Origin of the sequence: Streptomyces hygroscopicus subsp. hygroscopicus (assembly GCF_030269125.1) — a bacterium.
Lineage (GTDB): Bacteria > Actinomycetota > Actinomycetes > Streptomycetales > Streptomycetaceae > Streptomyces > Streptomyces hygroscopicus_C.
On the sequence record NZ_BSSM01000002.1, the window covers coordinates 144,658 to 169,367 of the forward strand.

Consider the following 24,710-nt stretch of genomic DNA (forward strand, 5'->3'; position numbering starts at 1 on the left):
CTCGTTGGTACGCCGGCCACGCGAGCCGGCGAGCTCTGTTTGGGATGTCCCCGACCACCACCGACCCTACCTCTCTGAGGGCCCCTCGGTGACATCGAGATGGCGCATACATGGGCAGGCGTTCCGTACCTGTCAGTAGAGGTACGGACCGTCTCGGATCGGCAATGGGTTCACCCGGTTTTGCTATCGAATGTCGCCCCTTATTGACGTCGATGTCACTCGTTCGTGAGCGGGTCGGCTCACCTGTTGCCTACCCCGATTCCGCACCGTTGATAGGCGCTCCGCTCACCTGTGATATGGGGGCCGTGAATCGACGGTTTTGGGCAGGACGGTGTTTCGGTCATGCGTCACCGATCGCTGTCTTTTTTTCTGCGAGTGGCTCGATTTTTTTTGCCGGCTCGGCTTTATCCGGGGTCGCGACAGCGGTTCGCCGGACGCGGGTATACGAAAACCGGTGCCGACCCCCTCAGGTGGGGGCCGGCACCGGCGTGTCGGCGTGGGACCGGTCAGCCGGCCAGGTTGTCCGCCAGTTCCTCCGTCAGGTTGGCCTCCGTGCCCGGGATGCCCAGATCGGAGGCGCGCTTGTCGGCCATGGCCAGCAAGCGGCGGATCCGGCCCGCGACCGCGTCCTTCGTCAGCGGCGGGTCGGCGAGGGCGCCCAGCTCCTCCAGCGAGGCCTGCTTGTGCTCCATGCGCAGCCGCCCGGCCGCGGCGAGGTGCTCGGGCACCTCCTCACCGAGGATCTCCAGCGCGCGCTGCACCCGCGCCCCGGCGGCCACCGCCGCGCGGGCCGAGCGCCGCAGGTTGGCGTCGTCGAAGTTGGCGAGCCGGTTGGCCGTGGCCCGCACCTCGCGGCGCATCCGGCGTTCCTCCCAGGCCAGCACCGACTCGTGCGCACCGAGCCGGGTCAGCAGCGCGCCGATCGCGTCGCCGTCCCGGACGACCACACGGTCCACGCCGCGCACCTCGCGGGCCTTGGCGGCGATCGACAGCCTGCGGGCGGCGCCGACCAGCGCCAGCGCGGCCTCCGGACCCGGGCAGGTCACCTCCAGCGAGGAGGAACGGCCGGGCTCGGTCAGCGAGCCGTGCGCGAGGAACGCCCCGCGCCAGGCCGCCTCCGCGTCGCACGTCGCCCCGGAGACCACCTGCGGGGGCAGCCCCCGGATCGGCCGGCCCCGGCCGTCGACCAGGCCCGTCTGCCGGGCGAGCTGGTCCCCGCCCGCGACGACCCGGACGACGTAGCGCGAGCCCCGGCGCAGTCCGCCGGGCGCCATCACGATCAGCTCGGAACTGTGTCCGAAGATCTCCAGGATGTCCCGCTTGAGGCGGCGGGCCGCCATCGCCGTGTCCAGCTCCGCCTCGATCACGATGCGCCCGCTCACCAGGTGCAGGCCGCCGGCGAACCGCAGAACGGCGGAGACCTCCGCCTTCCTGCAGCAGGTCCGGGTGACGGGGAGCCGGGAGATCTCGTCCTTCACCGCTGCCGTCATCGCCATGGGCCGATCCTTCCATGCATCCGAAAAATACGGTCGTACGCGGCGGCCAACAGCTCCGGGTCGTGCCGGGGTGTTCCGTCGGTCCGGGCCACCGGGGCCAGCTCGACCGCGGCTCCCAGCCGCTTGGCGGCCTCGGTGAGCGAGTCGCGGTCGGGCACGGCGGCCTCGTCGGCCAGCACCACGTCCAGGGCGAGTTTAGGGGCGTGTCGCCCCAAAACCTCCAAATGACGCTGCGGGGAGAAGCCGTCGGTTTCCCCCGGCTGCGGGGCGAGGTTCAGGGACAGGACCTTGCGCGCCTTGGTCTCGGTGAGGGCGTCCAGCAGTTCGGGCACCAGCAGGTGCGGGATCACCGAGGAGAACCAGGAGCCCGGACCGAGCACCACCCAGTCCGCGTCGAGCACCGCCGCGAGGGCCTCCGGCACGGCCGGCGGGTCGTTCGGCACCAGGTGCACGGACTGGACCTCGCCCGGCGTCAGCGCCACGGTCGCCTGCCCGCGCACCGTGTCCACGTCCTCCGGGTGCTCCGGATCGTGGCCCTTGACGAGGGCCTGGAGCTCCAGCGGCACGGCGGACATGGGCAGCACCCGCCCGTGCGCGCCGAGCAGCTTGCCGACCAGGTCCAGGGCCTGGACATGGTCGCCGAGCTGCTCCCACAGGGCGACGATCAGAAGATTGCCCACCGCGTGGTCGTGCAGGTCGCCCTGGGAGTGGAAGCGGTGCTGGATGACGCGGGCCCAGGTCTGGCCCCAGTCGTCGTCCCCGCACAGCGCGGCCAGCGCCTTGCGCAGATCGCCGGGCGGCAGCACGCCCAGCTCGTCGCGCAGCCGTCCGCTGGAGCCGCCGTCGTCGGCCACCGTGACGACCGCGGTGAGGTCGCCGGTGATCCGGCGCAGCGCCGCGAGCGAGGCCGACAGGCCCATGCCGCCGCCGAGCGCGACCACCTTGGGCTGCGCCCCCCGGCGGCGGGGCCGGCCCCCGCGGGCCTCGGCCGGGCGGCCGGCGCGCGTCTCGGCGGAGCGGCCGGAACGCCCCTCCGGCACCATCCGGCGCAGCCTGCCCAGCCGCGGTGTACGTTCCGTCATTCCCGTCCCATGTCCCGGTGTACGACCACCGTCTCCACGCCCTCGGCCGCGAGGCGCGCGGCGAGTTTCTCCGACATCGCGACCGAGCGGTGCTTGCCCCCGGTGCAGCCGATCGCGATGGTCACGTAGCGCTTGCCCTCGCGCCGGTAGCCGGCCGCGACGAGCCGCAGCAGCTCGGCGTAGCGGTCCAGGAACTCCTTGGCACCGGGCTGGTTGAAGACATAGGCGGCGACCTCCTCGTTCAGACCCGTGAAGGGGCGCAGCTCCGGGACCCAGTGGGGGTTGGGCAAGAACCGCATGTCCGCGACGAGATCCGCGTCGACCGGGAGGCCGTACTTGAAGCCGAAGGACATCACGGTGGCCCGCAGCTCGGGCTCCTCCTCGCCGGCGAACTGGGCGTCCATCTTGGCGCGCAGCTCGTGCACGTTCAGGCTGGAGGTGTCGATCACCAGGTCGGCGTCGCCGCGCAGTTCGCGCAGCAGTTCCCGCTCGGCGGCGATGCCGTCCACGATGCGGCCGTCGCCCTGGAGGGGGTGCGGCCGGCGCACCGACTCGAAGCGGCGCACCAGGGCCTCGTCCGAGGACTCCAGGAAGACGATCCGCCGGGTGACGTGCTTGGCCTCCAGATCCGCGAGGGACTCGCGCAGGTTGTCGAAGAAGCGCCGGCCGCGGACGTCCACGACCACCGCGATCCGCGCCACGTTCCCCTGGGAACGGGCGCCCAGCTCCACCATGGTGGGGATGAGCGCGGGCGGCAGGTTGTCCACGACGAACCAGCCGAGGTCCTCCAGACACTTCGCGGCCGTCGAGCGGCCCGCTCCGGACATGCCGGAGATGATCACCAGCTCGGGAATCGCCGTTTCCGGGACCCCGGGTGCCTCGCTGCCCGAACTCACCTGTGCTCCGCTGTCGTCGCCCGTGTCCCGGCCGGTGGTCGGCAGGGCGTGCTCGCCCGGGTCGGCGTGCGCCTGATCTCGGCGCTGTGTGGGCTGTGCGTCGTGCTCGGTCATGTCTCCTGCCCCCGTCGTTCGTCCGGGGGGCCCGCGGTCACGGGCTCCCCCGAGGAACCCGCCGTCGTCTCGGGTTCCTCGTCTTCCATGATCTCTCCGGTCGCCGTGTTCACGGCGGGTGCGGCCGGGGCCGCCTGGGCGAGGGCCGCAGCGATGGTCTCGGCCGTCTTCCGGCCTATCCCGGGCACTTCCTGGATCTGTTCGATTGTGGCGGACCGCAGCCGCTTCACCGAGCCGAAATGCTTGATGAGCGCCTGTTTCCTGGTCTCGCCGAGGCCGGGGACGTCGTCCAGGGGGCCGGCGCGGAAGCGCTTGGCGCGCTTGGCGCGCTGGTAGGTGATCGCGAACCGGTGGGCCTCGTCCCGGACGCGCTGGAGCAGATACAGGCCCTCGCTGGTACGGGGCAGCACCACGGGGTCGTCCTCGCCGGGCAGCCAGACCTCTTCGAGTCGCTTGGCCAGGCCGCACACCGCGATGTCGTCGATGCCCAGCTCGTCCAGCGCCCGCCGGGCCGCCGCGACCTGCGGCTGCCCACCGTCGACCACGACCAGCTGGGGCGGATAGGCGAACTTCCGGGGACGGCCGTCGTCGTCCTTGAGGGAGCCGTTGACGGGGGTGGCGAGGGGGTCGTCGGACGCGCTGGGGGTGAGGGGGGCGGGTTCGGCGGGGTCTACCGCGGGGAGGGGGCCGGACGCCGTGGCGGCGGAGGCGCCGGTCACCGCGCCGGCGGGAGCGGTGGGTTCGGTGGTGGTGTCCGTGGGCGCGGCCCCGGTACCGGCAGGCGTGACCGCCGTGTCCGCGCGCAGGACTCCGGCGTCGGCAGGCGCGGCCCCGGTGTCCGCCGGGACGGCCCCGCCGTCGGCGCCCGGCTCCTCGCCGTCGGCCCACTCGCCCGTCCGCTCCTTCTCCGCGAGGTACCGCTTGAAGCGGCGGCTGATGACCTCGTGCATGGAGCGGACGTCGTCCTGGCCGGCGAAACCCTTGATCTGGAAGCGGCGGTACTCGCTCTTGCGCTGGAGGCCGTCCTCGAAGACGACCATGGAGGCGACCACGTCGTCCCCCTGGAGGTGCGAGATGTCGTAGCACTCGATGCGCAGCGGGGCGCTGTCCAGATCGAGGGCGTCGGCGATCTCCTCCAGGGCGCGCGAACGGGTCGTGAGGTCGGAGGCGCGCTTGGTCTTGTGCAGGGCGAGCGCCTGCTGGGCGTTGCGCTGCACGGTCTCCATGAGCGCCTTCTTGTCGCCGCGCTGCGGGATGCGCAGGGACACGTACGACCCGCGGCGGCCGGTCAGCCACTCCTGGGCCGGCTCGACCGGCTCGGGCAGGGCCGGGACCAGGACCTCCTTGGGCACCGCGTCCCCGGTCTCCTCGCCGTACAGCTGCTGCAGGGCGTGCTCGACCAGGGCGCCGGTGGTGATCTCCTCGACCTTGTCGGTCACCCAGCCGCGCTGGCCGCGCACCCGGCCGCCGCGCACGTGGAAGATCTGCACGGCCGCCTCCAGCTCGTCCTCGGCGACGGCGATGAGGTCGGCGTCGGTCGCGTCGGCGAGCACGACCGCGCTCTTCTCCATGGCCTTCCTCAGGGCCCCTATGTCGTCGCGCAGCCGGGCGGCCCGCTCGTACTCCATCTCCTCCGCCGCCTCCGTCATCCGCTTCTCCAGGCGGCGGAGGTAGGCGCCGGTGCGGCCGGCCATGAAGTCGCAGAACTCGTCGGCCAGGTCCCGGTGGTCCTCGGGGCTGATCCGGCCGACGCAGGGGGCGGAGCACTTGCCGATGTAGCCGAGCAGGCAGGGGCGGCCGGTGCGGGCGGCGTTCTTGAACACGCCCGCCGAGCAGGTGCGCACGGGGAAGACCCGCAGCAGCAGGTCGACGGTGTCCCGGATGGCCCACGCGTGTCCGTACGGCCCGAAGTACCGCACGCCCTTCTTCTTGTGACCGCGCATCACCTGGACGCGCGGGAACTCCTCGTTCATCGTCACCGCGAGGTACGGGTAGCTCTTGTCGTCGCGGTACTTGACGTTGAACCGGGGGTCGAACTCCTTGATCCAGGAGTACTCCAGCTGCAGCGCCTCGACCTCCGTGGACACCACGGTCCACTCCACGGACGCGGCGGTGGTCACCATCGTCCGGGTGCGCGGGTGCAGGTTCGCCAGGTCCTGGAAGTAGTTCGCCAGGCGCTGGCGCAGGCTTTTCGCCTTTCCGACGTAGATCACCCGGCGGTGCTCGTCACGGAACCTGTACACCCCGGGAGTGTCCGGGATCTCACCCGGCCTGGGGCGGTAGCTGGAGGGATCGGCCATGTCTCACACCCTACTGGCGAGCACGGACACCGCGTCGGGCCTGTGGACGACGCCGGCCACGTAGATCATCGAACGGCACTCGCACGGACCGGCGCGGTTCCGGCCGGCGGGTGCGGGGCCGCCGGTGAAGGGCACGGTCCGGCCAGTCGTACGGGGCGGCCCCTTCCACGGGGGCGCCGCGCGCCGCGATCGCCGCGCGGGGCCTGCCGCTCCAGCGCGTCCAGCACCATCTGTCGCGCCACGGTGTCAAAGTCGGTGTGACCAGTGTGAGTTACTGCCAGCAGGGCGCCCGCCGCCCCCGGCGCCCGGAGTCGCTGCGCGCGGTCCGCGCCCTGGAGGAGATCCTCCAGCTGCCGTACGAGTCCCTGATCCGGCTGCTCGCCGAGTCCGGCCGGCGCGGGGAGGCGGAATTCCCGGCGGGGCGCTCGCACCCCTTCCTGGCCGAGGGGTCGGCCGCGCTGGACCGCCTCCGGGCCGGGCTGGGTCGGCCGGCCGACAGCGGGCCGCACACGCCGGGCCACCACGAGCGCGTCCGGATCGGTGCCCGACGCGAACGCACGAGACGAGGGTGCGGGCCCTGGGGAACTGCCGCACCGGCCGCGTCCGCCGGGACCAGGACACCGGGGTACTGGTGGCCGAACTGCTCTTCGACACCCGGCTGCGCGTCGGCGACACCTTCCTCTTCCGGTACGCCGTCGAGGACGGCGCGGCCGAGGCCGCCCACGAGTATCCGCACCGGTTCGAGGCGCCCGGCGGCCAGGACGCGCTCCAGGTGCGCTTCGACCCGACCGCGCTGCCCGTGCGCTGCCGGCGCTTCACCCAGCACTCCCCCGTGGCCCCGCGCGGCGCCCGGCAGGAACTGTCCGCCACCGGGCCGCACCACTGCGTCCACCTGGTCGAGCCCCGCATCCGGCCGGGCATCGTGGGCATCGCGTGGGACTGGCCCGAGTGAACCGGGCGCTGCCGCCGTCCGGTCGGCCCGGCCGGACAGGCGGGGCGTGCCGGTCAGGTATCAGGCGGCCGGGCCCGCGACGATCCTGCCGTTCTCCGCCTTCACCGACAGCCGCGTCAGCGGCACGGTGGCCGGCGACTGGACCACCTTGCCGGTCACGGCGTCGAACTCGCTGCCGTGGCAGGGACAGACCAGGGTCGTCCCCTGGAGCTTGTTGATCGGGCAGCCGGCGTGCGTGCACACCGTGCTGTACGCCTTCAGCGCGCCGCTTCGGTCCCGGCTGACCACCACGTTGTGGTCCTTGTAGAGCTTGGCACCGCCCTTGGCGATCTCGCTCTCGGCGCCGAGGTCCACCGGCGCGGTCGGGCTGGCGGCGACCGCGTTGTTCCCCGGTGCGGAGCAAGCGGCCAGGCCGAGCCCGGCGACCGGGACCACGGCGGCCCCTCGAAGGACGGTACGACGGCTCGCGGAAGGACGCTCGGGCATCTCGAACTCCACTGGTCAAGGGGTGTACGGAGCGACGATACCGGGGCAGAAAGCCCGGCCCGGGGGCGGGGTGCGGTGCTCCGAGGGGCGGGGTGCGATGCCACGAGAGGCGGGTGCCGTGCTCCGAGGGGCGGGGTGCGGCGTCTGCGCCAGCAGGCGGTCGAAGGCGACCGGCGCTGCGGAACCGAGCGCGTAAACGCTTGCGCAAGCGTTTACGCGGGGACGGCCGATGGGGTAGCTTCCCGGCCGGAGGCGCCCGTCCGGTGGGCGGCGGGGAGGGGAACACGATGGCCACCATGGCGGACGTGGCGCGGAGCGCCGGGGTCTCCGTGGCGACCGTCTCCCATGTCCTCAACGGCACCCGCCCGGTGTCCCCCGGCACCCGACAGGCCGTCCTGGACGCCGTGGACGCCCTCGGCTACACGCCCAACACGCTGGCCCGCTCCCTGGTGACCGCCCGCACCCGCTCCATCGGCCTCGCGGTGTCGGCGATCAGCAACCCGTACTTCACCGAGATCCTCCAGGGCGTCGAGGCCGCCGCGTTGGAGTCCGGCTACGGTCTGCTCCTGGCCGACCCGCACGACGACCCCGTGCACGAGCGCAAGGTCGTGCAGTTCCTCCACGAGCGCCGGGTGGACGGGATGATCGTCGCACCGTCCGCGCAGCCGGGCGAACTGGTCGGCTACCTCGCCCGTCACGCCGTACCGACCGTGTTCCTGGACCGGATGGTCGACCCGCCCGCGGCCGGTGACAGCGCTCCTGCCGCGAGCGGCCCGCGCTTCGACCAGGTCGGTGCGGAGAGTGCCGCGCCGACGGCCCGCCTCGTCGCCCACCTCGCCGGGCGGGGGCACCGCAGGATCGGTCTGGTCGCGGGTCTACCGGGACTCAGCACGACCCGTGAGCGCGTCACGGGCTATCTGGACGGCCTCGCCGCCGCGGGCTTGGCGCACGACGACCGTCTCTTGGTGTCCGGCAACTCCGAGTCCGCCTGTGCCGAGCGGGCCACCGCCGCCCTGCTCGCCCTGCCCGAGCCGCCCACCGCGCTCGTCACCGCCAACAACGCGATGACCCTGGGCGCCCTGCGCGCCCTGCGCCGACGTGGTCTGTCGGTGCCTGGCGACATCGCCCTGTGCTGTTTCGACGACTTCCCCTGGGCCGACCTCTTCTCGCCCCGGCTCACCGCCGTCGCCCAGCCCAGCAGGGAACTGGGCGCCCAGGCCGTGCGACTGCTCCTCGAACGCCTGGCCGAGCCGGACCGGCCGCCCCGGACCGTGCGCCTGCCCTGCGCGTTCGTCCACCGCACGTCCTGCGGCTGCCCGCAGCAGCCCGAGCGGCCCGGCGCAGCCGCGCACACCGTCTCGCCCGCCCTGCCCGAGTCCCCGCCCGAGCCCCTTTCCGAGATGGGAACCGCCTCGTGATCGTCGTCGCCGGTGAGGCACTGATCGACCTGGTACCGCAGGGCCCCGGCGCTCTCGCGGCCCTCAAGCCGGCGCCCGGCGGCGGTCCGTACAACACCGCCCTGGCGCTCGGCCGGCTCGGCTCCTCCACCGCCTTCATCTCCCGGACCTCGTACGACGCCTTCGGTGAGGCGCTGCTCGACGGGCTGCGGCGGGCCGGCGTCGAGGTCTCGGACGTACAGCGCGGGCCGGAACCGACGACCCTCGCGGCAGCCACGATCGACGGCGGCGGCTCGGCGTCGTACTCCTTCTACGTCGACGGCACCGCGGACCGTCTCTTCACCGCGCCCGCCTCGCTCCCCGCGGGCACCCGCGCGGTGTCCTTCGGCACCCTCTCGCTCGTCCTGGAACCGGGCGCGAGCGCCTATGAGGAGCTGCTGCGCAGGGCGGCCGCGCAGGGGTTGTTCACGGCGCTCGACCCCAATATCCGGGCAGGGCTGATCCCGGACGCGGACGCCTACCGGGCGCGTTTCGCGAGCTGGCTGCCCTCGGTGACGCTGCTGAAGGTGTCCGCGGAGGACGCGGCCTGGCTGGGCGGGACTCCGCGCGAGTGGCTGGCCGAGGGGCCGTCGGCCGTGGTGGTGACCCGGGGCGCCGAGGGCCTGACCGTGTACACCCAAGACGGCGGGGAGTGCTCCGTGCCCGGGGAGAAGGTCGATGTCGTGGACACCATCGGCGCCGGTGACACGGTGAACGCGGCACTGCTGCACGGTCTGTCCGCCATGGACGCGCTGTCGCGGCAGGCGCTGGCCTCCCTCGGGACGGAGGGCTGGGCGCGGCTGTTGCGCTTCGCGGCGCGCGCGGCGGCGATCACCTGTTCACGGGCGGGGGCGGAGCCGCCGTACGCGAACGAGCTGGGTGGGCCCTGAGCTGTCCGCGTCCTCTCTGCTCTTGTCAAGGAGCGTGTGGCTACCGGGGAAACGAGCGGCGCCCCGCGGGAAGTTCCCGCGGGGCGCCGCTTTTTGATCCGATGTCAGATCTCGTCCCGATCGCCCTGATGGGCTCCGGGCCGGTGTCAGGCCTTGTCGGCCCGCGTCGTCTTCTTCGCGGGCGTCTTCTTCACGGCCGTCTTCTTCGTGGCCGTGGCGGCCTTCGCGGTCGCCGTGTCGTCGGCCTTGGCCGTCACCGTCTTCTTCGCCGCCGTCCTGGCCGCCGCCGTCTTCCTGGCGCGCGGCGCCTTCACGGTCTCCGCGTCGCTGACGCGGTCGGCGCCGAGAATCTCTCGCAGGAACTTGCCGGTATGGCTGGCCGGGACCGCGGCGACCTCCTCGGGCGTGCCCTCGGCGACCACCAGGCCACCGCCGGCGCCGCCTTCCGGACCCATGTCGACGAGCCAGTCGGCGGTCTTGATCACGTCGAGGTTGTGCTCGATGACGATGACCGTGTTGCCCTTGTCGACCAGGCCGCCGAGCACCTTCAGCAGCTTGCTGATGTCCTCGAAGTGCAGACCGGTGGTCGGCTCGTCCAGCACGTAGACCGTGCGTCCGGTGGAGCGCTTCTGCAGTTCGCTGGCGAGCTTGACGCGCTGCGCCTCACCGCCGGAGAGGGTGGTGGCGGACTGGCCGAGGCGGACGTAGCCGAGGCCCACGTCGTGCAGGGTCTTCAGGTGGCGGGAGATCGCCGGGACCGCCTCGAAGAAGTGCATGGCCTCCTCGATCGGCATGTTCAGCACCTCGGCGATGGACTTGCCCTTGTAGTGGACCTCCAGGGTCTCCCGGTTGTACCGGGCGCCGTGGCAGACCTCGCACGGGACGTAGACGTCCGGGAGGAAGTTCATCTCGATCTTGATGGTGCCGTCGCCCGCGCAGTTCTCGCAGCGGCCGCCCTTGACGTTGAAGGAGAAGCGGCCGGGCAGGTAGCCGCGGACCTTGGCCTCCGTGGTCTCGGCGAACAGGCGGCGGACGTGGTCGAAGACGCCGGTGTAGGTCGCCGGGTTGGACCGCGGGGTGCGGCCGATGGGCGACTGGTCGACGTGTACGACCTTGTCCACCAGGTCGTCGCCCGCCACACGCGTGTGGCGGCCGGGGACGGTGCGCGCGCCGTTCAGCTCGCGTGCCAGGTGGGTGTACAGGATGTCGTTGACCAGGGTGGACTTGCCGGAGCCCGAGACGCCCGTGACGGCCGTGAACACGCCCAGCGGGAAGGACACGTCGATGTCCTGGAGGTTGTTCTCCCGGGCGCCGTGCACGGTGAGCTGGCGGGACGGGTCGCGGGGCCGCCGGACGTCGGGGAGCGGGATCGCCTTGCGCCCGGACAGGTAGGCACCGGTCTGCGACTCGGTGTTGGCGAGCAGTTCCCTCAGGGAGCCGCTGTGCACCACCTTGCCACCGTGTTCACCGGCTCCGGGGCCGATGTCCACGACCCAGTCGGCGACCTTGATCGTGTCCTCGTCGTGCTCCACGACGATGAGCGTGTTGCCCATGTCGCGCAGTCGGACCAGGGTCTCGATCAGCCGGTGGTTGTCGCGCTGGTGCAGGCCGATGGACGGCTCGTCCAGCACGTACAGAACGCCGACCAGGCCGGAGCCGATCTGGGTGGCCAGGCGGATGCGCTGGGCCTCGCCGCCGGAGAGGGTGCCGGCCGCGCGGTTGAGCGAGAGGTAGTCCAGGCCGACGTCGACCAGGAAGCGCAGTCGCTCGTTGACCTCCTTCAGCACGCGTTCGGCGATCTTCTTGTCGCGGGCGTTCAGCTTCAGCTTGCCCAGGAACTCGGCGCAGTCGCTGATGGACATCCCCGAGACCTCGGCGATCGACTTCTCCATGATGGTGACGGCGAGGACGATCGGCTTGAGGCGGGTCCCCTCGCAGGAGGGGCAGGGCACCTCGCGCATGTAGCCCTCGAAGCGCTCGCGGCTGGCGTCGCTCTCGGCCTCGCTGTGCCGGCGCTTGACGAAGGGCACCGCGCCCTCGAAGGGCGTGGTGTAAACGCGCTCGCGGCCGTACCGGTTGCGGTAGCGCACCTCGATCTGGGTCTTGTGGCCGTACAGCAGCGCCTTCCTGGCTCGCTGCGGCAGGCCGGCGAACGGGATGTCCGTACGGAAGCCGAGCGCGTCCGCGAGGGCGCTGATCAAGCGGCCGAAGTAGTCCTTGGTGTGTCCGTGCGACCAGGGGTGGATGGCGCCTTCGTCCAGGGACTTGTCGGGGTCCGGGACGATCAGCTCGGGGTCGACCTCCATGCGGGTGCCGATGCCGGTGCACTCGGGGCAGGCGCCGAAGGGCGAGTTGAAGGAGAAGGAGCGCGGCTCCAGTTCCTCGAAGGACAGGTCGTCGTACGGGCAGTACAGGTGCTCCGAGTACATGCGCTCGCGCTCGGGATCGTCCTCGGGGAGGTCCACGAAGTCGAGCACGACCATGCCGCCGGACAGGCCGAGGGCGGTCTCCACGGAGTCGGTGAGGCGGCGCTTGGCGGAGTCCTTCACGGTGAGGCGGTCCACGACCACCTCGATGGTGTGCTTCTCCTGCTTCTTCAGAGCCGGCGGCTCGGACAGCTGGACGGTCCTGCCGTCCACGCGCGCGCGGGAGTAGCCCTTGGTCTGAAGATCGGAGAAGAGGTCGACGAACTCGCCCTTGCGCTCGCGCACCAGCGGCGACAGCACCTGGAAGCGGCTCCCCTCCGGCAGCTCCAGGACCTTGTCCACGATGGCCTGCGGCGACTGGCGCGAGATCGGGCGGCCGCACTCGGGGCAGTGCGGCTTGCCGATGCGCGCGAAGAGCAGGCGCAGGTAGTCGTAGACCTCGGTGATGGTGCCGACGGTCGAGCGGGGATTGCGCGAGGTCGACTTCTGGTCGATGGAGACCGCCGGGGACAGGCCCTCGATGAAGTCGACGTCGGGCTTGTCCATCTGGCCGAGGAACTGCCGGGCGTACGACGACAGCGATTCCACGTAGCGCCGCTGGCCCTCGGCGAAGATCGTGTCGAAGGCCAGGGAGGACTTGCCCGACCCGGACAGGCCCGTGAAGACGATGAGCGAGTCACGAGGCAGGTCGAGCGAGACATTCTTCAGGTTGTGCTCGCGCGCGCCACGGACGATGAGACGGTCGGCCACGCCGGTCCGCACCTTTCTTGGGAGAAGTGACAGGGGCGGGGCCCCCGTGCTTCTTCAGACTAGGGGGAGCCACTGACAACGCCGGTCGGATTGCCCGGTTGCATAACAATCCCCGGCCTTCCAGCATGCCCGACGCCGCCTTCGACCATATAGCACGCGCATTCGATTTACGGACGAGCTTCGGCAGCTTCACCCGAACGTGTGGCACGGCTAGGGTCGGGCCCATGATTGATCACGCTCATGACCTGGCCTGTGTACATGGCGCGACCGAACGGCTGCTCCACGCGGTCGCACAACTGGACAACGCCTCACTCGCCGAGCCGTCACGGCTTCCCGGCTGGAGCCGCGGCCACGTCCTCGCCCACCTCGCCCGCAACGCGGACGCGCTCGTGAACGTCCTCGAGGGCCGTCCCATGTACGCGAGCGCCGAGGCGCGGGACGCCGACATCGAGAACGGCGCCGCACGCCCCCTGGACGTCCAGCTCGCCGACCTGCGCGAGACCGCGGACCGGTTCCGGGCGACGGGGGACGCACCCGCGGACTGGACGCGCACGGTGGAACTGCGCAACGGGGTCACCGACGAAGCGGCGCGCGTTCCGTTCCGCCGGTGGGGCGAGGTGGAGCTGCACCACGTGGACCTCGGGATCGGGTACGACCTGGAGGACATCCCGGCTGAGTTCCTGGAGCGGGAGAGCGACTTCCTGGCCCGGCGCTTCTCCGGACACCCCGACGTCCCCGCGACCCGCGTCACGGACGGCACGCACACGTGGACCACCGGAAGGCCCGCGGCCGAGCCCGAGGTCACCGTCTCCGGCGCACTCGCCGACCTGGTCGGCTGGCTCGCCGGCCGCCGCGACGGCTCCGCCCTGACGACGGACGGCGACGGCTTGCCGAAGCTGCCGCCGCTGTAGGTTTCGGGCGCCCGGCACGACGAAGCTGGTGCGGCACGGCGAAAGCTCCTGTCGGAGGCGACTCGCCGTCGACGCCGCGCCCGCGTCGAACACGGCTTCCGTCGGACGGGCGCCGGAGGACACTCCCTGCGCCCCGCCGCTCCGAGGGGACGACCCGCGACTCACCGTCGTCCGGTGAGGGCGGTCGCGGGTCGGACCGCGTGTGTCAGCGGGGCGCCGCTTCCTTCGCGGACGGAATAGGCTGATCACCATGACGTACACGGGCGAGGTCAAGGTCGGCGGACCGGCGGATGTGCATGAGCTCAAGGACCTGATGATCACGAAGATCGCGGTCGGGCCGATGGACAACAACGCCTATCTGCTGCGGTGCCGGGCCACCGACGAGCAGCTCCTGATCGATGCCGCGAACGAGCCGCGGACACTCCTGGGAATGATCGGTGACGACGGCATCGCGTCCGTCGTCACCACCCACCGGCACGGCGACCACTGGCAGGGACTCGCCGAGGTCGTGGCCGCGACCGGCGCGCGCACGTACGCCGGCCGCGAGGACGCTCCCGGCATCCCGGTCGTCACCGACGTACTCGTGGACGACGGCGACGTCATCCGGGTGGGTCAGGTGGAACTCACCGCGCGCCACCTCGTCGGGCACACCCCGGGCTCCATCGCGCTGGTCTACGACGACCCGCACGGCCATCCGCACGTCTTCACCGGCGACTGCCTCTTCCCGGGCGGTCCTGGTCGGACAACGCGTCCGGAAGAGTTCGACTCCCTGATGGACGGCCTGGAGACCAAGCTGTTCGACGTCCTGCCGGACGAGACCTGGATCTACCCCGGCCACGGCAACGACACCACCCTCGGCGAGGAGCGGCCCCACCTCGCGGAGTGGCGGGCACGGGGCTGGTAACCGTCCGACGACGACCGCCCCGTTCCGTACCGAGGCGGGGCGGGGCGGTCGCGCGCCGGAGACGGGGGAACATGCGCTCACTCACAGTCCGGTCCTGCTCGAAGCTCTCGCGCCGCTCCTCCGCCCTCCTGCACCACACGCCGCCGCGACGGCCGTCCGGCCCGCTCACCTCCGGCTCGCCATCCACCCGGCCGGCCGGGCCGCCTCGGAGCAGGCGCGCTCCGGCCCCGCACAAGATGCCGGTCCCCGTGCGGCAGCAGGCCACCGGCCTCCCCTGCCCTGGTACGGCGGCGTAGGGCGTACCCGTGCCGGCACGGCATCCGCCCCCACGCCGCGTGTGAGGGACGCCACACCCGTGGCCAGCACAACCCCCGACCCTTCCTGAAGGTCTGGTCGGCGGTGGGAGGACGGTGTCCCTCCCGCCGCCGACCCAGACCTAAGGAAGGCATGAACCGAGCCACTCGTGCGTCCGCCCTCGCCGCGACCACCGTCCTCGCGACGACCGGAGCCCTGCTCACGTGCGCGTCCGCCGCCGGTGCCGCCACGGCGACCGTGACCTGTAAGTCGCCCGTCTTCAAACGGCAGTTCTACGCGAACACGACCTTCTCCGGTACGCCGAAGAAGACCGACTGCGATTCGAAGATCGACCAGAACTGGGGCACCGGCGCCCCCGCCGCCGGACTGCCCGGCGACTACTTCGGCGTGCGCTGGACGGTCACCCGGGACTTCGGCTCCGGCGGCCCGTTCTCGATCCCCGTCGCGACCCGCGACGGCCTGCGCGTCTACCTCGACGGCACGCGCAAGGTCGACATCTGGAAGAACGTCTCGACGACCCAGACGAAGACCGTCAACATCACCGTCCCGTCCGGGACGCACACCCTCCGCTTCGACTTCGTCAACTGGACGGGCGCCGCGAACGTCAAGGCGGACTACCTGCCCCGCACGTCCGCCACCGTCGACACGGTCAAGCCCCTCGTGCCCACCGGCACCTCCCTCACGTACGACTCCTCGTACCGGGCCAACCTCGGCTGGACGGCCAACAAGGAGATGGACCTCGCGGGCTACCGCGTGTACCGCCGGCTCCAGGGCACCTCGTACGGCACCAAGCCGCTGGCCACGACGACCTCCACCTCGTACACGGACACCACGCTGCCGAAGAACGGCGCGGTCTACTACTACGAGGTCCGCGCCTACGACAAGGCGGGCAACGAGTCCGCGGGTACGGCGGACAAGTCCGTCACCACCGTCGACGAGAGCGCTCCCGCGGCGCCGCAGGGGGTCGAGTACGCCTGGAAGCCCGACTACTCCGAGAAGGTCGGACTCTCCTGGTACGGGAACACCGAGGCGGACCTCGCCGGGTACAACGTGTACCGCTCCACCACCGGCAGGCCGGTCGCGCTCACCGCGGCGAACCGGCTGAACGGCGACAAGCCGCTCAGCGGTGCCTGGTACGAGCAGCCGCTGCCGCAGACCGGGGACACGTACTACTACGTCGTCACGGCGGTCGACACGCACGGCAACGAATCGGCGGCTTCCGGCACGGCGGAGTTCTACACGCGGGACAAGACAGGGCCCGTGAACACCGCGTACAACGCGACGGCGGTCGAGGACGAGCGCGGGGTCACGCTGACCTGGGACAAGTCGGAGGCCGGCAGCCAGGACTTCGCAGGCTACACGGTCGTGCGCTACGACAAGCCGCGCACGGAGAGCGGGCGCACGGTCGTGGAGGTCGCCAAGGGCGTCCAGGGCACGTCCTTCACGGAGGCGGCCCCGCCGCCGGGCGCCACGTACTACTACACGGTCGTGGCTGTGGACGCCGCGGGGAACGGCGGCACCCCCTCCGTCGAGATGCCGGTCGCCGTCGCGGGGAACAGCACCCCGCCGCCCCCGGTGACGGGCATGACCGCCACCGCCCAGGAGAACGGCGTCTCGCTGAGCTGGGACGCCAGTGACGACCCCGGGCTCGACCACTACCGCATCCTGCGGGGCACCCTCGTCGACGGCGAGTGGGTGTACAAGCCGCTCATCGACACCTGGACCCTCAGGCCCGAGGAGTTCGCGGGAACCCACCACCTCGACCGTACGGTCGCCGACGGCGAGCAGGTCCGCTACAGCGTCGTCGCCGTCGACCAGTACGGCAACCAGCTCACCCCCGGGACCGACGCCTCCGTCCAGGACGTCACCGAACTCGACCTGCGCCCCGACGCCGACGCCGACCCGGCCGTGGGTGACAACCCTCTCGGCCACCTCAACGGCGACGTGTACGGCTCTGTCCGCTGGTGGCTGGGCAGCGACACGGGTGCCAACGGCAGCACGGTGACCGGCTTCACCGTCTACCGCTGGAACCGGGCGACCCACGTCTTCGACAAGGTCGACGTCCAGCCCCGTGGTGACAGCACCGGCTGGTCGTACGCGGACACCACCTTGCCCAAGGGCACGACCACGTACTACCGCGTGACCGCCACCCTCGCCGACGGTACCGAGACGCCCGCCCGCGAGACCGCGATCGCCTCGGTGGACTAGCTCCCGCCAGGGGAAGCGCGGAGGCGCCCGGCCGGAGTTCCCGGCCGGGCGCCTCCCTCTGTGCCGCCGCATGCGTCAGAGCGAGCCGCGGCCGCTTCCACGACGAAGGCCGAGAACGCCTTCGGCGTCACACGGACACCGGATCCGCGGGCGGCCTCGACGGCGCCCGCCGGCAGCCGGTCGTCCTTCGGGCGGTCCTCGCCCGAGCGAGCGGAAACGTCGTTCTCGACGCTCGACGCTCGGCGTCGAGCGCCCGCGTCTGACGCAGTGGCACGCCCGCGGCTGGCGAGGCCGAGGCCGGGCGCACGCAGGGAGAGTTGCCTGCGCCCGGCATGTGACCAGCACAGGCGCGCGGCGCGAATACCATCCCGCGCGCCCCGCGTGAGCGGTCCGCACGCGCCCGGCGCACGTATGTGCTCCCCGAGCCGGTGATCCGCGGCCAACTGGGGGTGCCCGCCCTGGATGACGGCTCCTGCGGGGTAGGACCGCCGGTCTGCCCGTGCCGCCCTGCGCCGGCGCCCCCGGGCAAGGGCCCGTGTACGCCCGCCGGGGCCCGCGTTCACACGGCCGCAACACCCCCTCCCACTATGCGGACACAACTGGTCGTGACCTCGACAAAGGCCGAATTCGCTGCCACTCTCCCGCCATGCCCCTCGCCCCTCGCACAGTGCGCCGCGCGGTAGCGGCCGCCACCCTCGCCCTGCTCGTCACCGCTGTCGGCTGTGCCCCGCAGCCGGAGGCGAAGTCGTCGGCCACCGCGCCCGGTTCGGCCGGCACGAGCTGCGCCGAGGGCAAGCTGGCCACCAAGACGTCCGGGAAGCTGACCATCGCGACGGACGAACCCGCCTACGAGCCGTGGTTCAAGGACGACAAGCCCGCCAACGGCAAGGGCTTCGAATCGGCCGTCGCCTACGCCGTGGCCGAGCGGCTCGGATACGGCAAGGACGCGGTGGTCTGGCAGAGCGTGCCCTTCAACAAGGCCTTCGCGCCCGGCGTGAAGACCTTCGACTTCGACATCAACCAGGTCTCGATCAGCGCCGAACGCAAAAGGGCCGTCGACTTCTCCTCCGGCTACTACGACGTGCGTCAGGCCGTCATCGCGCTCAAGGGCGGCAAGGCCGCCGAGGCGACGAGCGTCGCCGACCTGCGCGGCCTCAGACTGGGCGCCCAGGTGGGCACCACGAGCCTCGACTACATCACCGACACGGTGAAGCCGAAGCAGGACCCCGCCGTCTACGCGAAGAACGACCAGGCCAAGTCCGCCCTGAAGAACGGCCAGGTCGACGCCATCGTCACCGACCTGCCGACCGCCTTCTACATCACCTCGGCCGAGGTGACGAACGCGAAGATCGTCGGCCAGTTCGAGAACCAGGGCGGTACTCCCGAGCAGTTCGGCCTCGTGCTCGACAAGGGCAGCACGCTGACCCCGTGCGTGAGCGGTGCCGTCGACGCCCTGCGCAAGGACGGCACGCTGGCACGCCTCGACCAGCAGTGGCTGTCCGACGCCGTCGGCGCCCCGGTACTCAAGTGACCGTCACCAGGGGCGAGTCCGCCCGGGAAGGAGCCGACGACAAGGACGGCATGCCCGGCGACGGCTACGTGCCCTCCGAGCGGCGTCGTGCGCGTGAGCGCCACAAGCGGGCACGGGCCCGTCGCGCCACGGCCGTCGCGGCACTGTCCACCCTGGTCACCGCCGCCGTGCTCTACCTGGTCGTGGTCGAGGCACCGGGCTGGCCGCGCACCAAGGAGACGTTCTTCAGCGCCCGGTACGCGCGCGAGGCGCTGCCCAAGGTCCTCGAAGGACTGTGGCTGAACGTCCGCCTGCTGGTGATCTGCGGCGTCGCCGTCCTGATCCTCGGCATGCTGATCGCCGTCGCGCGGACCCTGCGCGGCCCGGTGTTCTTCCCGCTGCGTGTCCTGGCGGCGGCGTACACCGACTTCTTCCGCGGGCTGCCGCTGATCATCAATCTGATGATCGTGGTGCTGGGCGTGCCCGCGCTGCGGCTGCAGGGCGTGACGGTCGATCCGGTGCTGCTCGGCGGTACGGCGCTGACACTGACGTACTCCGCGTACGTCGCCGAGGTCTTCCGGGCGGGCATCGAGTCCATCCACCCCTCGCAGCGCGCGGCGGCCCGCTCGCTGGGCCTGACCAACCGCCAGGCCCTGCGCTACGTGGTGCTGCCCCAGGCGGTGCGCCGGCAGGTGCCGCCGCTGCTCAACGACCTGGTGTCGCTGCAGAAGGACACCGGTCTGGTGTCGATCGGCGGCGCGGTCGACGCCGTACGGGCGGCCGACATCATCGTGGGCCGCAGCCTCAACTACACGCCGTACATCGTGGCGGGCCTCGTGTTCGTGGCGCTGACCATTCCGATGACCCGCTTCACCGACTGGGTGACGGCCCGGCTGGACCGGCGGCGGGAGCAGGGGGGATCCCTATGAGCGACGCGCCTGTGCTGCGCATGGAGTCGGTGCGCAAGACCTTCGGCGGCTCGGTGGTCCTGCGGGACGTCGACCTGGAGGTCGCCCCGCACACCGTGACCGCGCTGATCGGCGCCTCCGGGTCCGGCAAGTCGACACTGCTGCGGTGCGCCAACCTCCTGGAGGAGGTCGACGACGGCGCGATCTGGCTGGACGGCGAGGAGATCACCGACCCCCGGGCCGACCAGGACGCGGTGCGGCGCCGGATCGGCGTGGTCTTCCAGGCGTACAACCTCTTCCCGCACATGACCGTGCTGGACAACATCACGCTCGCCCCGCGCCGGGTGCACGGCGTCTCCCGCGCGGAGGCCGAGGAGCGGGCCGGGGAGCTGCTGGAGCGCCTCGGACTGGCCGGCAAGGCGGACGCCTACCCGGACCGGCTCAGCGGCGGCCAGCAGCAGCGGGTGGCGATCGTACGGGCCCTCGCCGTACGGCCCCGGCTGCTGCTCCTGGACGAGATCACGGCCGCGCTCGACCCCGAACTGGTGGGCGAGGTGCTGGAGGTGGTCCGGGGTCTGAAGGACGAGGGCATGACCATGGTGCTGGCCACCCACGAGATGGGCTTCGCACGGGACGTCGCCGACCAGGTGTGCTTCCTGGACGGCGGGGTCGTCCTCGAACGCGGCACAGCCGAGCAGGTCTTCGGCGATCCGCGGCAGGAACGCACCCGGCGTTTCCTGCGGCGGATCGTCGAAGCCGGCCGTCTGTAGGGCCACTCGCAGCCGCCCTGAAGGGCGGTCCGCGCCGCGCGGGCTACGCGTCGGCCGGTACCGCGCCCAGCAGCGCCACGACACGCTCGACGCCGAACGCGTAGCCCTGCACACCGCAGCCCGCGATCACGCCGTCGGCGCGCAGGGAGACGTACGAGTGGTGCCGGAACGTCTCGCGCTGGTGGATGTTGGAGATGTGCACCTCGAGGACGGGCATGCCGTCGCAGGTGTTGAGCGCGTCCAGGATCGCCACCGACGTGTGGGAGTAGGCCCCGGGGTTGATGACGATCCCGCAGTGGTTCAGCCGTGCCTCGTGGATCCAGTCGACGAGCTCGCCCTCGTGGTTGGACTGCCGGAGGTCGACCGTGCCGCCGTGCGCGGCCGCCGTCCTGGCACACAGCGCCTCGACGTCAGCGAGGGTCTCCCTGCCGTAGATCTCGGGCTGGCGCTGGCCCAGCAGGTTCAGGTTGGGCCCGTTGAGGATCATGATCGGGGCGTTGGCCAGGGTGCGGGGCACGGTTCCTCCGGTCGTTCGGGCGGTGCGTCCACGAGCGCCGCTCGCCCCCGGTCTATCACGGCCCCGGCGCGTGCCCCGGCCCGTGTCCCGCTCGCCCCGGGCGCGCGCTGCGGCCACTCGGTCACCTCCGTACGCCCCCGTGGGCCCTGATCACGTTGGGTAGTTGACGCCTCATGCACGACGCACGCGCTGTCACCAGCGTCTCCCTGCCCCGCCTCGCCGCCGCATCCCTCGCCGGTACCGCGATCGAGTTCTACGACTTCTTCGCCTACGGGACCGCGGCGGCGCTGGTCCTGGGGCCGCTGTTCTTCCCCTCGTTCTCCCCGGTCGCCGGGACGCTGGCGGCGTTCGCGACGTTCGGCGTGGGTTTCGTGGCCCGGCCGCTGGGCTCGGTGCTGTTCGGCCACCTCGGGGACCGGCGTGGGCGACGGCCGGTGCTGGTCGCCTCGCTGCTGCTCACCGGCGCCTCGACGGTCGCGGTGGGCTGTGTGCCCTCCTACGCCTCGATCGGCGTGGCCGCGCCGGTGCTGCTGCTGGTGCTGCGGTTCCTCCAGGGCCTCGGGCTCGGCGGCGAATGGGGCGGGGCCGTACTGCTGACCGTCGAGCACGCGCCCGTCGGCCGGCGCGCCCTGTGGTCGAGCTTTCCCCAGGTGGGTCCGGCGATCGGCTTCGTGCTCGCCAACGGGGTGATGCTGGCGCTGTCGGCCGGGCTGTCCGACACGCAGTTCGCACAGTGGGGCTGGCGGGTGCCGTTCTGGGCGGCGGCGGCACCCGCGCTGGCGGGGCTGTGGCTGCGCTCCTCCCTCGCCGAGAGTCCCCGCTTCCTGGAGATCGACGACCACGCGCGCGTGCCCTTCATGGAGGTCGTCCGGCATCACGGGCGGCTGGTGCTGCTGACCGCGGGGGCGCTGTCCGTCGGGTACGCGGTGTTCTACGCGGTCACCACCTGGTCGCTGTCGTACGCGACCGACCGGCTCGGGGTGAGCCGTACGGTGATGCTGACCTGTGTCATGGCCGCGGTGGTCGTGCAGGCGCCGCTCATCCCCGCCGCGGCGCTGCTCGGCGACCGCTACGGGCGCCGGCCGCTGTGCATGGCCGGATGCGCGGCCTGCGCGCTGTGGATGCTGCCCATGGTCTCGCTGCTGGCGACCGGCGAACCGCTGCTGATGTTCCTCGGCATCCTGGGCGCGCTGCTCGCCTTCGTCACCATGTTCGCGGTGATCTCCGCCTACCTGCCGGAGCTGTTCGAGGCCCGGGTGCGCTGCACGGGCGCCGCGGTGGGATACAACCTCGGCGGGGTACTCGGCGGCGCGCTCACCCCGATCGCGGCCACGGCGCTCGCGCAGGGCGGCGGGCGCGTCCCCTGGGGCGTGGGGGGTTATCTGACGGGCATGGCGCTGCTCAGCCTGGGGTGCTTCGCGCTGCTGCCGGAGACGCGTCCGGCAGCCGTAGCCGCGGTGGAGCCGGCCACCGGCTGACCTAGGGGTTGACCGCCAGTTCCAGATACGCCGCGAACAGCACCAGATGGACACCGCCCTGCAAGGGGGTGGCCCGCCCCGGGACGACGGTCAGGGAGGCGACCACCACCGTCAGCGCGAGCAGCAGCATATGGACGGGGTCCAGGCCGAGGACGAGGGGTCCCGGCAGCCAGAGGGAGGCGAGCGCGACGGCCGGGATGGTGAGTCCGATGCTGGCCATCGCCGAGCCGAGCGCGAGGTTGAGGCTGGTCTGCACGCGGTCCCGGTGCGCGGCGCGCAGCGCGGCGATGGTCTCGGGGAGCAGCACGAGCAGGGCGATGATCACACCGACGACGGCCTGGCGCAGGCCCACCGCCGCCACGCCCGCCTCGATCGCGGGTGACACGCCCTTGGCCAGGCCGACGACGCCGACCAGCGCCAGACCGAGCATGCCGAGGCTGAGCAGCGTGGTACGCCTGGACGGGGGGCTGGCGTGGTCCTCGCTGCTGATGACCTCGCCCTGCCGGGTGATGGGCAGGAAGTAGTCCCGGTGCCGCATCGTCTGGGTGGTCACGAACAGGCCGTAGAGGATCAGCGAGGACAGCGCGGCGAACGTCAGCTGGAGCGTGGAGAACTGCGGTCCGGGCTTGCTGGTGGTGAAGGTCGGCAGCACCAGGCTCAGCGTGGCCAGGGTCGCCACCGTCGCGAGGGCGGCACCGGAGCCCTCGGGGTTGAAGACAGCGGTGCCGTGCCGCAGCGAGGCGACGAGCAGGCAGATGCCGACGATGCCGTTGCAGGTGATCATCACGGCGGCGAAGACGGTGTCCCTGGCCAGGGTGGCGCTCTTGTCTCCGCCGTCGGCCATCAGCGTGACGATCAGCGCCACCTCGATGATCGTGACGGCGATGGCCAGCACCAGGGAGCCGAAGGGTTCGCCGACGCGGTGGGCGACCACCTCGGCATGGTGCACCGCCGCGAGGACGGACCCGGCGAGCACCACCGTCACCAGGGCGATGACCGGGCCGGGCATGGCCCGGTGCCAGGTGAGAATCAGCAGGACGACCGCGAGCACCGGCACGGGGATGGTCCATCGCCGTGCGAGCGATCGCAGCCAAGTGATCATGCCGTGATCGTCGCAGAGTGTCACATGATTCGCATTCCGCTCGTTCCGGATGCTTCCGTCTTCTTGTCCGCGGGGCCCGGCACCGACCGGGCCGGGCCCCGCGTGTCCGGTCGCCTTCGCCGGAGGCTCCGCCGCGAGCAGCGGAGCCTCCGCAAACGATGGCTCTCCGGGAGGCAAGGGGTCAGGCGCCCACGGAGTCCTTCTCGGCGCCCTCCGCGGCGGCGGCCGCCGCCGCGGCCGCCTGCTTCTTGGAGGCCATGAGGCTGGTGACCGTGGTGACGACGAGGACCGCGCAAATCACACCGAGCGAGACGGGGATGCTGATCTCGGGGGCTGGGACGCCCGACTCGTGCAGCGCGTGCAGCACCAGCTTCACGCCGATGAAGCCGAGGACGACCGACAGGCCGTACGAAAGGTGGACCAGCTTCTTGAGCAACCCGCCGAGGAGGAAGTAGAGCTGACGCAGGCCCATCAGCGCGAAGGCGTTGGCGGTGAAGACGATGTACGGGTCCTGGGTCAGGCCGAAGATCGCGGGGATCGAGTCCAGGGCGAACAGGATGTCGGTGGTGCCGATGGCGAGCATCACGACCAGCATCGGGGTCATGACCCGCTTGCCGTTCTGCCGGATCCACAGCTTGGTGCCGTGGTACCGGTCGGCTACGCCGAACCTGCGTTCCGCGGCCTTCAGCAGCCTGTTCTCCTCGAACTCCTCCTCGCCCCGGTCGTCGCCTCGGGCCTCCTGGACAAGCTTCCAGGCGGTCCATATCAGGAAGGCGCCGAAGAGGTAGAACACCCAGGAGAAGCTGGTGACGATGGCGGCTCCGGCGGCGATGAACACCGCTCGCAGCACCAGTGCTATGAGGACGCCGACGAGCAGGACGCGCCGTTGGTACAGCGCGGGGACCGCGAACTTCGTCATGATCAGCACGAAGACGAAGAGGTTGTCGACGCTCAGCGACTTCTCGGTGATGTAACCCGCGAAGAACTCGCCGGCCGGCTGTCCGCCGCCGAGGACGAGGAGGCCGAGGCCGAAGAGCCCGGCCAGGACGATCCAGACGACGGTCCAGACGCCCGCCTCCCTGATCGACACCTCATGGGGCTTGCGCCCGATGAGGAAGTCGATTCCGATCAGGGCGGCCAGACCCACGACGGTCAGGACCCACAGGGTCATCGAGACTTCCACGGCAACCTCCGGCATCAAGGAACGGCAAGCACATACGCGTTGTCTGCCGGAGGTCTCTTCCACCCGCGCGGGGCCG

Annotated in this window: 18 protein-coding genes and 1 pseudogene; 10 read left to right on the forward strand and 9 right to left on the reverse strand. The window is 71.6% G+C overall.

Annotated features, from left to right (window positions below):
* Positions 1-506: 506 nt before the first annotated feature.
* The 4 genes from whiA to uvrC are packed head-to-tail and all read right to left on the reverse strand — an operon-like array spanning position 507 to position 5,888.
* Complete coding sequence (whiA, locus tag QSK45_RS05140) at positions 507-1,496, reverse strand: DNA-binding protein WhiA (protein ID WP_285553668.1); 990 nt, start codon at positions 1,494-1,496, stop codon at positions 507-509.
* Positions 1,487-2,578, reverse strand: a complete 1,092-nt coding sequence (locus QSK45_RS05145) for a gluconeogenesis factor YvcK family protein (RefSeq protein ID WP_285553671.1) — start codon at positions 2,576-2,578, stop codon at positions 1,487-1,489. Before QSK45_RS05145 ends, whiA begins: the two co-directional genes overlap by 10 nt.
* Positions 2,575-3,588: an RNase adapter RapZ gene (rapZ, locus tag QSK45_RS05150; protein WP_285553673.1), complete on the reverse strand. Its 1,014-nt coding sequence runs from the start codon at positions 3,586-3,588 to the stop codon at positions 2,575-2,577. The genes QSK45_RS05145 and rapZ overlap by 4 nt, the downstream gene beginning before the upstream one ends.
* On the reverse strand, positions 3,585-5,888 hold the full coding sequence (gene uvrC / locus QSK45_RS05155) for an excinuclease ABC subunit UvrC (RefSeq protein ID WP_285553674.1): 2,304 nt from the start codon (positions 5,886-5,888) through the stop codon (positions 3,585-3,587). Before uvrC ends, rapZ begins: the two co-directional genes overlap by 4 nt.
* Before the next feature lie 124 nt (positions 5,889-6,012).
* Between uvrC and QSK45_RS05160 the strand changes: the two are divergent.
* Positions 6,013-6,840, forward strand: a pseudogene (locus QSK45_RS05160) (hypothetical protein).
* A gap of 60 nt (positions 6,841-6,900) precedes the next feature.
* On the opposite strand, the gene QSK45_RS05165 reads toward QSK45_RS05160, so the two are convergent.
* Positions 6,901-7,326, reverse strand: coding sequence for a Rieske (2Fe-2S) protein (locus tag QSK45_RS05165; RefSeq protein ID WP_285553676.1), 426 nt, complete (start codon positions 7,324-7,326; stop codon positions 6,901-6,903).
* A 287-nt stretch (positions 7,327-7,613) separates the two neighbouring features.
* On the opposite strand from QSK45_RS05165, the gene QSK45_RS05170 reads away from it, so the two are divergent.
* Both QSK45_RS05170 and QSK45_RS05175 read left to right on the forward strand, forming a co-directional pair.
* The gene (locus QSK45_RS05170; RefSeq protein ID WP_285553677.1) at positions 7,614-8,744 is read left to right on the forward strand and encodes a LacI family DNA-binding transcriptional regulator; all 1,131 of its coding nucleotides are present in this window, start codon (positions 7,614-7,616) and stop codon (positions 8,742-8,744) included.
* Entirely contained in the window at positions 8,741-9,652 is a 912-nt protein-coding gene (locus tag QSK45_RS05175; protein WP_285553678.1) for a carbohydrate kinase family protein, read from the forward strand. Before QSK45_RS05170 ends, QSK45_RS05175 begins: the two co-directional genes overlap by 4 nt.
* Positions 9,653-9,798: 146 nt before the next feature.
* Here the strand turns inward: QSK45_RS05175 and uvrA are convergent, their stop codons facing one another.
* Positions 9,799-12,828 (reverse strand): excinuclease ABC subunit UvrA, encoded by a 3,030-nt coding sequence (uvrA, locus tag QSK45_RS05180; RefSeq protein WP_285553680.1) that lies wholly within the window; start codon positions 12,826-12,828, stop codon positions 9,799-9,801.
* Positions 12,829-13,052: 224 nt separating this feature from the next.
* Here uvrA and QSK45_RS05185 point away from each other — a divergent pair, with 224 nt between their 5' ends.
* The 6 genes from QSK45_RS05185 (at position 13,053) to QSK45_RS05210 (ending at position 20,354) form a co-directional block, all read left to right on the forward strand.
* Positions 13,053-13,739 carry a maleylpyruvate isomerase family mycothiol-dependent enzyme gene (locus QSK45_RS05185; RefSeq protein ID WP_285553682.1) on the forward strand — a complete coding sequence of 229 codons (687 nt, stop codon included), beginning with the start codon at positions 13,053-13,055 and terminating at the stop codon, positions 13,737-13,739.
* A gap of 250 nt (positions 13,740-13,989) precedes the next feature.
* Positions 13,990-14,643, forward strand: coding sequence for an MBL fold metallo-hydrolase (locus QSK45_RS05190; protein WP_285553684.1), 654 nt, complete (start codon positions 13,990-13,992; stop codon positions 14,641-14,643).
* A 447-nt stretch (positions 14,644-15,090) separates the two neighbouring features.
* A complete protein-coding gene (locus QSK45_RS05195; RefSeq protein WP_285553685.1) occupies positions 15,091-17,166 on the forward strand; it encodes a fibronectin type III domain-containing protein in 2,076 nt (691 codons plus the stop codon).
* A 646-nt stretch (positions 17,167-17,812) separates the two neighbouring features.
* On the forward strand, positions 17,813-18,697 hold the full coding sequence (locus QSK45_RS05200) for an ABC transporter substrate-binding protein (protein WP_285553687.1): 885 nt from the start codon (positions 17,813-17,815) through the stop codon (positions 18,695-18,697).
* Positions 18,694-19,605: an amino acid ABC transporter permease gene (locus QSK45_RS05205; protein ID WP_285553689.1), complete on the forward strand. Its 912-nt coding sequence runs from the start codon at positions 18,694-18,696 to the stop codon at positions 19,603-19,605. Before QSK45_RS05200 ends, QSK45_RS05205 begins: the two co-directional genes overlap by 4 nt.
* Positions 19,602-20,354 carry an amino acid ABC transporter ATP-binding protein gene (locus QSK45_RS05210; RefSeq protein ID WP_285553690.1) on the forward strand — a complete coding sequence of 251 codons (753 nt, stop codon included), beginning with the start codon at positions 19,602-19,604 and terminating at the stop codon, positions 20,352-20,354. The genes QSK45_RS05205 and QSK45_RS05210 overlap by 4 nt, the downstream gene beginning before the upstream one ends.
* Positions 20,355-20,397: 43 nt before the next feature.
* Here the strand turns inward: QSK45_RS05210 and aroQ are convergent, their stop codons facing one another.
* Complete coding sequence (aroQ, locus tag QSK45_RS05215; RefSeq protein WP_285553691.1) at positions 20,398-20,871, reverse strand: type II 3-dehydroquinate dehydratase; 474 nt, start codon at positions 20,869-20,871, stop codon at positions 20,398-20,400.
* Positions 20,872-21,044: 173 nt separating this feature from the next.
* On the opposite strand from aroQ, the gene QSK45_RS05220 reads away from it, so the two are divergent.
* The gene (locus QSK45_RS05220) at positions 21,045-22,349 is read left to right on the forward strand and encodes an MFS transporter (protein WP_285553692.1); all 1,305 of its coding nucleotides are present in this window, start codon (positions 21,045-21,047) and stop codon (positions 22,347-22,349) included.
* A gap of 1 nt (position 22,350) precedes the next feature.
* On the opposite strand, the gene QSK45_RS05225 is transcribed toward QSK45_RS05220, so the two are convergent.
* Both QSK45_RS05225 and QSK45_RS05230 read right to left on the reverse strand, forming a co-directional pair.
* Positions 22,351-23,451: a calcium:cation antiporter gene (locus QSK45_RS05225; protein ID WP_285553694.1), complete on the reverse strand. Its 1,101-nt coding sequence runs from the start codon at positions 23,449-23,451 to the stop codon at positions 22,351-22,353.
* Between the two features lie 181 nt (positions 23,452-23,632).
* A complete protein-coding gene (locus QSK45_RS05230) occupies positions 23,633-24,634 on the reverse strand; it encodes a TerC family protein (RefSeq protein ID WP_285554624.1) in 1,002 nt (333 codons plus the stop codon).
* Between the last annotated feature and the right edge of the window lie 76 nt (positions 24,635-24,710).